We start from the raw sequence: 8,323 nt of genomic DNA on the forward strand, positions 1-8,323 counted from the left end.
GAGATTGTTATGCCTACGGTTCAGGATGTGATTGTTCGAAAGCCGACCGCCGAAGAAGCCAAAACGTGCAAAACCTGGCCGACCTGGTCCTGTCCGGTCAGCGAATTTGAATGGGAATACACGCAGACGGAAAAGTGCCTGATTCTCGAAGGCAAAGTGACGGTCACGGACAACCCGGACAGCGGGCGTTCGGTCTCCTTCGGCCCGGGGGATTATGTGGTTTTCCCCGAAGGGCTCAAGTGCATCTGGAAGGTAACCGCCCCCGTCCGCAAGCACTACGATTTTGACTAATCCTGCGGCCGAGTTCTTATCGGGTCGACGCCTTCGTACACATTGACCTTCTGGATGGTGCCGTCGGGGTTAAACCGCATCGGCGAGAGGCAGGTTTCGCGCTTGTAGCCGCTGCCGTCGGGAATCGCGAACCGGTGATAGGCGATAACCCATTCGTCTTTGCCCGGCACCTGCACGACGGAGTGGTGTCCGGCGCCCTTCACCAGGTCCCTGCCCTGCAGAATCGGATTGTCGGCGGCCTTTTTGAACGGCCCCAGCGGAGAATCAGAGGTCCCGTAGGCCACGCTGTAGCGAGGGTCGCGGGTGTCATATTCCGACCACATCAGGTAATAGATGCCGTTGCGTTTGAGCACGAAGGGGCCTTCGTTGTAGTTGGGCGGGGTGATTGTCCGCACCGCCGATTCCTCAAACGAAATCATATCCTCGTTGAGTTTGACGGCGTAGCACTGCCCCTGTCCCCAGTACAGATAGGCCGCCCCGTCGTCATCCACGAAGACCATCGGGTCGATGGCCTGCCCGCGGTATTTGCCCTTGGGCACCAGCGGTTTTCCCAGCGGGTCGGTGTAGGGCCCCTCCGGCCGCTCGGCTGTCACGACGCCGATATTCTGGGCGGCGGAGATGTAGAAATAGTATTTCCCGTTTTTGAAGGCAATCGCCGGCGCCCAGGCGTTCCGCTCGGCCCATCGGACATCCACCCCCAGCCGCAGGATGACGCCGTGGTTTTTCCAGTGAACCAGGTCTTCGGAGGACATACAGCTGAAGGACGTCGCCGCCCAGCCCTCCGTGCCGTCTGTCGTGGGGTACAGGTAGTACCGGCCGTTGAAGACGGCAATGTGCGGGTCGGCGTGATAGCCCGGCAGAACGGGCGGCGGCGGCAGCGGAAGCCGAACGGCCAGCAGGGCCTGTCCCAGCGCCCGGGGGATGGGCAGGACCGTCCCGTGCCGCTGGCCGCGCACGGGTTTCGTCCGTTCGCTGATGTCCGTCCAGGTCTGAAAATCCTTTGTCTGCAGCGCTCCGTAGCGTCCGTGGACGTAATAATCGATGTACATCACATACGCATCGCCGAGGCGGCAGAGTGTCGGGCCTTCCGCCCGGGCCGTCAGAACGGGCTTTTCGAGCAGCTTGTACGGCCCGCGCGGGTCATCGGCGACCGCCTGATGAATCGGCCCCCAGATTCCCTTCTGCTGCATATCCCCTTCCTTGACCGTCAGGATATACCGTCCCTCGTGTTCGAGCAGCGTGGCGTCAATGTGGTCAAACCCCGGGTCAAAGAGGATTTGGGGCTCGGAGAACTTTTTGAAATCTTTCGTCGTCACATAATAAGTGCGGTTGTTCATCCGGTCGGGGGAAACCGTTTCCGGAAAGCGGCCTTCCACATCGGAAGACCAGAAAATCAGATATTCGCCGCGTTTGGCGTCGTAGAAGGTTTCCGGCGCCCAGCAGTTGCGTGTACCGGGCGTGTTCTCCATCAGCGGCAGCCAGCGCGGAGGCGTCCAGGTCTTCAGGTCTTTGGAGCGGGCATAGCCGATGCCTTTGTCGCGCCAGCCCGTCGTCCAGACCAGATGAAAGGTTCCGTCCGGCCCGCGGAGGATATGCGGGTCGCGCAGCAGGCCGCTGCCGACCGTCGGCTGAACAAAAACCCCCTCAATTTCGGTCCATTCCAGCCCGTTTTCGCTGACGGCCAGATGCAGCCCGTCCCCATCGCCGCGAAAGGAGGTAAACAGATACATTGTTTCCGACTCCTGCGAACAGAATCCGCAGACCGCCGAAAACAGCCAGACCACAACGGCGGCAAATCGCTTGGCTTTCATCTTCGAATGACTCCCTTTTGTGTATTTTTTGTCTTCTTACAGAACGCCCAGGCGGGCCAGTTCATCTTTGCAGAGTTTGACCTGATTGGGGTCGGTTAAGTGTTCGAGGGCCGCCCGCAGATGGCTGACGGCCAGGCGCGGCTCGCTGAGGTATCGGCCGTACAGAAGCCCGAGCATCAGATGCACCTGCTCGCTGTGTTCAAACCCCCCGTAGTGCTTCAGGTATTTTTCATAGGCGCTGGCCGCCGGCGCCCAGCGTCCGGACGCCATCAGTTGATTGGCCACGTCGAGCTGATTCTGCCGACCGAGCACCTGCGTCGGGTCGGCGTCGAGCAGTTTTAAATAGACCTCGGCTGCATCCGCCGCGTCATGCCGCCGCAGCAGTTCGGCAATCTCCTCCCGCAGCTGCTGCAGGAGCGGATTTTCCGCTTCGCCGGCCGAACCGACCGTTTTGCCGGGACCGTCCGGTTCCGTTCGAATCCGGGCGGAAGGCCCGAAGGCATCGTAGCCGGCCGCCGCCAGATTGCGAAACCGGCGCCGGCGGTTCCACTGCCGCAGCATGGACCAGAGGTCCTGATGGTCCCCGTCCGTCAGACGCAAAGCCAGCAGCCCCATCACCGCCGCAATCCCGAAGATGTATCCGGACAGGTGGGCATCGTAGGCCACGGCGGACGGAGAAAGCTTGGGCTCGATGATATTGTCCCAGAAAATCATTTTAAAGACGATAAAATACAGGGCGCGAAATTCCGCCGTCCCGATGAAAAACATCCAGTACAGCACGGTAATCAGCGTATTGGGGAACAGCACCAGATAAGCGCCCGTGACCGCCGCCACCGCTCCGCTGGCCCCGAGCACCGGGTTGGTATGCAGCAGGGCGTGTCCCAGTCCCGCAAACACCGCTCCCCCCAGATATAGGCAAAGATAGGCAACATTGCCCAGCTTATCATTGACGCTGTTGCCGAACAGGTACAGAAAATACATATTTCCGAACAAGTGGAGGATGTACATCTGCCCGCCGGCGTGCAGGAAAGAGTAGGTCACAAACTGCCAGATTTGCGGACGCTCCGGCCAGAGCATAAAGTTGTGGGCCCACGGCCGAAGGTCAAAATACCGAGCCCCGCTTCGAGGGTCCATCACCAGATGCATCGAAAGAATATAGAAAAAGACGTTCAGGCCAATCAGCAGATAATTGGCATGTGGTGTCCGCTGCGGTCGGATGCTTGTGCCTATCGGAAGCAGCATGGTTCTGTGATTTCGGCTCCAAGATACCTGAATCATTCGGTTTCACGAAAAGGGCATTGTACCGCCTGACTGCCGGCAAGACAAGTACAAAGCGGCGGCAGGAGAAATCGGCGGAGGGAGAGCGGGTAAAATTTTGGCGTTTCAGCGGGCTGAAGAGAAGAAGATTTTGTCAAAAGCCGGCGGTCTGCGTAGAATATCGCCCTTATGGACAGAGATGTTTGGGAATCCATTCGGCATCCGGACTGGAACGGACGCGTGCTGATTATCAAGCCGTCGTCGATGGGAGATATTGTGCACGCGCTGCCGGTGCTGGCGGCGCTGCGGCGGGCGCGTCCGAAGGCGCATATCTCGTGGATGGTTCGGACGGAGCTGGTTGGACTTTTTGACTGTGTAAGCGGCGTCGATGAGCTGATTTTGTTTGACCGGCGGACGATGGGCCGCTGGTGGACGGCGGCCGGCATTCGGGAGACGGCGGCGTTCCTCCGGCGGCTGCGGCATGGGCGTTATGACCTTGTGCTGGACCTGCAGGGCCTGCTGCGGTCCGGTTTGTTCGGCCGGCTGAGCGGCTGTCGGGTGCGGATGGGCCTTCAGGAGGCGCGAGAGGGGGCCCGTCTGTTTTATACCCATACAGCCCCCGCACCGCAGTCAGCCCATATTTTTGATGTGTATGACGCTCTTTTGAAGATGCTTGGTGTGTCGATTGAACCGATAGAGTTTGGGCTGCGGGTCTGCGAGCAGGCCCGTCAGGATGCGGATGTGCTGTTGAAGACCGAGGGGCTTGCGGGCAGGCGGTATGCGGTTCTGGCGGCCGGGTCGGCGCATGGGCGCAAGTGCTGGCCTGCGGAGCGGTTTGCCCGGATAGCCGCCTGGCTGCATCGGGAAGCGGGGCTGGGCGTGGTGCTGGTCGGCTCGGCGGGCGAGCGGCCTTTGGCGGAGCGGATTCAGCAGGCGGCAGGTGTGCCCGCGGCGGGGCTGGCCGGACGCACGAGCATTCCGCAGCTGGCGGCCCTATTGGAGCGGGCGGCGATTGTCCTCGGCAATGATACCGGGCCGACGCATCTGGCGGCGGCGCTGAATGTGCTGACGGTGATGATTTTCGGGCCGACCAATCCGGCTCGGCTGTGCCCGCGCGGCGGACGTTGTGCGATTGCGGCGGTCAATCCGTGGGGACGCGGCCGGTCGATTGACAATCCGCAGCCCGAATACCGGATTGAAAACATCACGGTCGAACAGGTTCTCCAGGCCGTCCAATCGCTTCTGAAATAAAAAAAGCCTTGAGTGAAGTCCCAGAGCCTTTCGGGGTTTTTCGAATGGCTGTCTTTTGTTGTTTTCCGTCCCCCTTTCGGATATACTAAGCATTGTAGAAACAGTCATGGCTTCGGTCATGGGGGAATGAAGACTCTTGTGAAGGGGTTCAGAAATGGCAAGGTTTTATGAGAAGATTTGGCACCCGTTCTTTGCCGGCAAGAAACGCATCCTGATTCTGGCTGCCGCCGCGTACATTGCGTTGTGCTGAACCGTAAAACCAATTTTTGAAAGGATTTCATTCGAAAACGCCGGGGAAAGAACACCGCCCCCCGGCGTTTTTTCTTTTTGATGCAGATTGGAAACAAAAAAATCAGGGGCTCCGACCCCGTCAGCCCCTGATTTTACGAACCTGCAGGCAAGACTGCAGGCTGCTGGTTTGGTTGTCGTTCACTATTAAGTCCGTACATCCCCCCGCCCTCATTGATAGGAAAAATAAAAAATTCTGAAAAAAAGCGTCCCCGTTCAAATCGGTCGGCGGAATTTACTGATGACAATCCGGTCAAACCCGGAGCGGAACGTCAGCTGCGGATTGAAAAAGAACCGCTCCACCGCGCTGAGTTTGGTTCGCGGCGGCGTGTCCTCCGGCAGGGCCTGAAACAGCAGCACCGGCACAATCCGCATCAGCGTACTGAACAAAAAGATGCTGTGCAGCTGGCTGTCGGTAAACGTCGGCAGCATCGGCCCGACCCAGCCGCCCAGCGTAGTCCCCAGAAAGATAAAAACAGATGAGAAGAAATTCAGATACGACAGACCGCTCAGGCGGCTTTGATGAGACAGCGAATTGATCGAATAATTGAAACTGGTCAGCGTCAGTCCGCCCCAGGTCAGTCCGGCCAGCACCTGCACCCCCATCAGAACCCAGTAGTTGTGCGTGATAATCCACACCAGCGGAAGTCCCAGCACCACGGTGCTCTGCAGGCGCATCGGGCGGACATATCCGATGCGGTCGCAAATCCGCCCCCACAGCGGCATCGACAGCAGGGTAATCAGCGTCGGCATCTGGCTCAGACACGTATAGCGGATATACGACAGCTTCATTTCATTGAGCATATAAATCGTAAAAAACGGAGCGCTGAAGTTGGCCGCAAAATGAATCAGCGAGTAGGCCAGCGCAAACTGCCCGAAGGCACTGTGAAACATCTGCCGGCAGAAATCAGAAAACTGCCCGGGCCGAAGCGACTCTCGGCAAAGCGTATGCGGTTCGTGATGCCACAGAAACAGAAACGAACTGACGGTACGGGCGAATCCGCCGACAATCCAGACCCCCGCAAAAATCAGCAGCGTCTTGCCGCCGTTGGAATCCAGGAGATATCCGGCTATCACCGAAGCGGTCAATTGCGAAAGCGTCAGAAGCCGGTTGCGGTTCCCGAAATACTTGCCCCGCCGGCGGCGCGGGACAATATGCCCCATCCAGTCCGCCCAGATGCCCGCTCCAAACCCCATCGCCGCGGCGCTGACGGCCATCACGGCCATTGCCGCCCAAACCGACACCGGCCCCCGGAGAAAAATCACCAGCGCCAGCGGAAGGAAACTTACCCCGTGCAGACACGTGCTCCACATCAGGGCGGGCTTATAATGACGCGGATTTCGAATCCACATCGGCACCCGCAGCTGAATGAGCCCGGTCATCAGAGCCGGCAGACCGGCCCCGAGACCGATTTCAAATTTGGTGGCCCCCAGTGCGTTCAAAAAAGGCACATAAAAGGTCTGCTGCAGCCCGATGGCAATCAGGGCCATAACCCCTTCGATGACAGACAGACGCATCGTCTGAAGACGCTGTCGGCGGTCAATAATTTTTTCTTTTAGCGAAAACGGGTTCATATTTATCTCTATTCGACAGAATAAGGGGTCAATTTATAGAGAAAACAAGGCCGGAAAACAAGCGGCAAATAATTGTTATAGTAAGGAAAAAGATTGCTTCTGTTCATCCAAAATGTTAAATCTTTATCAGAAAATAGAAATTTCTTTTTAAAAGGAGAGATTTTATGACTGTTTTAAAGATTATCCTTGCCATTTTTCTGCCTCCGGTGGCCGCTTTTCTCCAAGTCGGGCTGACAATGCACTTCTGGCTGAATGTTCTCCTGACCATCCTGGCCTTTTTTCCGGGAATGATTCACGCACTATGGCTGGTTGCGACAAATAAGCAATAAAAAAGACCCTTATACTATACATTTGTCAACACAGGGCATTTAGGCAATTTTGGCTTGATTTTCCTGACCCTCCGTGATATAATGCTTTTGGATTGATGGGGGTAGGAGGAGTTAACGGTATCGCTAACTCCTTAAAATAAGGAGGGTCAATCGTGAAAAGCAAGCCGCTTTTTCGCGTTGCCGTTCCTCTTTTTTTCGTCCTCCAGTCCTGTCTATTTGCCTCATTTGCATCAAGCAGTTCGTACGCCGCCTACGGGAATCTGTCTAATACAGACCTGGAAACATCTGTTTTGTCAGACCAACCTGCCGTCAGCGAAGCCCTGGCCGGTTTCGGCCTTTCGGACTATACTTTCAGCTGGGCCCAGGCAACCCTCGATGGGAAAGTCTACGGCTTGACGGAAGGGTTCGGCACCGCCGGCGTAGATATTTATGCCCACAGCTCCGCCGTCAGTTCTACCGACTGGCTGGTCTGGTCCAATACCGTCCCGCTCGGCACGCCGGTGCGGGTCTGGGTGGACCTGCTTTTTGAAGGACAGCTGTATTCTGAACAAAGTCGGGCTGTCAGTTCTGCTTCTGTGCAGCTTTCGCTGAACGGACAATCCATCTACACCGGCTCCGCCCGTTATCAATACCCGACAATCACGGCGGACGACTCGTGGGCCGGTTCCTGCTTTCCCGGCGGTGCGTACACCTGCGATGTCTATGCACCGGGCTCACTGTTTCTTCAGACGGCCGTCGGGCAGACAATCAACCTGACCCTGATGCTTCAAACAACGGTTGAATGCTCCCAAATCACAATCGGCGGAGCCCGAACCGATTTCTCCACGTCCGGTTCTTATACTTTTCTGGGCGTTTATTCCGTCGGAACACCGTCCAAACCTCTGAACGTGCAGATGATTCTCATTCCGGAACCGGCCTCGCTGCTCCTGCTGGCCTGCGGAGGGCTGTTTTGGACCCGAAATTTCAGAAAGTAAACGTTTTCTGCTTGCCCGACAAAAAGAAACCTGCTAAAATCCCCCCGCAAACGCTGAAATAAGAAAACCAAAAGGGGTCGGACCTATGGCGGACTGTCCAAAGAAGGATGTATGCACTCTGCTGACGGACAAAACCTTCCAGAAGATGCCGGGACTGCTGCAGCGATTTCGGCAGAACTTCTGTGATTCGGATTTTGCCTTATGTGCACGGTATCAGGTAGCAGCGGAGTGCGGCGACATACTTGTTCCGGACCCGATGCTCCCAACCCAGATTGACTGGGCCCGGCAGATCATTCAGGAAGAAAAAACCGTCCACAACCCTCCCAAAAGCGAGTCCTGAAGAAAGACATCACCCGTCCAAATCCGTTCCCGAGTCCGGCAGCCGGCTGCTCTCGCCGCTTCTTGACTGATAACTGATGACTGATGACTGATACCGCCCTTTCGGGCGGGGAAAAGAGAACAAAAACCCTATCCCCATCTTCCCCGGGCTTACGCCCGGGGCTATTTCCCTCGCCCAAGTCCCCGTCGTTCCCTCGCAGGCCACCGT

9 protein-coding genes are annotated in these 8,323 nt (G+C 57.2%); 5 read left to right on the top strand and 4 right to left on the bottom strand.

What is annotated here, in order from left to right; genetic code table 11:
* Positions 1-9 precede the first annotated feature (9 nt).
* Entirely contained in the window at positions 10-291 is a 282-nt protein-coding gene (locus tag WHS88_11650; GenBank protein ID MEJ5260830.1) for a cupin domain-containing protein, read from the top strand.
* On the opposite strand, the gene WHS88_11655 is transcribed toward WHS88_11650, so the two are convergent.
* Positions 288-2,102 carry a family 43 glycosylhydrolase gene (locus WHS88_11655; GenBank protein MEJ5260831.1) on the bottom strand — a complete coding sequence of 605 codons (1,815 nt, stop codon included), beginning with the start codon at positions 2,100-2,102 and terminating at the stop codon, positions 288-290. The genes WHS88_11650 and WHS88_11655 overlap by 4 nt on opposite strands.
* A gap of 36 nt (positions 2,103-2,138) precedes the next feature.
* Positions 2,139-3,380, bottom strand: coding sequence for a rhomboid family intramembrane serine protease (locus tag WHS88_11660; protein MEJ5260832.1), 1,242 nt, complete (start codon positions 3,378-3,380; stop codon positions 2,139-2,141).
* A gap of 168 nt (positions 3,381-3,548) precedes the next feature.
* Here WHS88_11660 and waaC point away from each other — a divergent pair, with 168 nt between their 5' ends.
* The gene (gene waaC, locus WHS88_11665) at positions 3,549-4,610 is read left to right on the top strand and encodes a lipopolysaccharide heptosyltransferase I (protein MEJ5260833.1); all 1,062 of its coding nucleotides are present in this window, start codon (positions 3,549-3,551) and stop codon (positions 4,608-4,610) included.
* 504 nt (positions 4,611-5,114) lie between these two features.
* Here waaC and WHS88_11670 read toward each other — a convergent pair.
* A complete protein-coding gene (locus WHS88_11670) occupies positions 5,115-6,473 on the bottom strand; it encodes an MFS transporter (protein MEJ5260834.1) in 1,359 nt (452 codons plus the stop codon).
* A 164-nt stretch (positions 6,474-6,637) separates the two neighbouring features.
* Between WHS88_11670 and WHS88_11675 the strand changes: the two genes are divergently transcribed.
* The 3 genes from WHS88_11675 to WHS88_11685 all read left to right on the top strand — a co-directional run bounded on the left by WHS88_11675 (position 6,638) and on the right by WHS88_11685 (position 8,116).
* Positions 6,638-6,802, top strand: coding sequence for a YqaE/Pmp3 family membrane protein (locus WHS88_11675; protein MEJ5260835.1), 165 nt, complete (start codon positions 6,638-6,640; stop codon positions 6,800-6,802).
* A gap of 290 nt (positions 6,803-7,092) precedes the next feature.
* Positions 7,093-7,776 (top strand): hypothetical protein, encoded by a 684-nt coding sequence (locus WHS88_11680; protein MEJ5260836.1) that lies wholly within the window; start codon positions 7,093-7,095, stop codon positions 7,774-7,776.
* An 85-nt stretch (positions 7,777-7,861) separates the two neighbouring features.
* Entirely contained in the window at positions 7,862-8,116 is a 255-nt protein-coding gene (locus tag WHS88_11685) for a hypothetical protein (GenBank protein MEJ5260837.1), read from the top strand.
* Between the two features lie 9 nt (positions 8,117-8,125).
* On the opposite strand, the gene WHS88_11690 is transcribed toward WHS88_11685, so the two are convergent.
* Positions 8,126-8,323, bottom strand: a 198-nt coding sequence (locus WHS88_11690) for a hypothetical protein (protein MEJ5260838.1), incomplete at its 5' end; no start/stop codon positions are given.

The sequence above is a fragment of the Anaerohalosphaeraceae bacterium genome (assembly GCA_037479115.1).
Taxonomy (GTDB): Bacteria; Planctomycetota; Phycisphaerae; order Sedimentisphaerales; family Anaerohalosphaeraceae; genus JAHDQI01.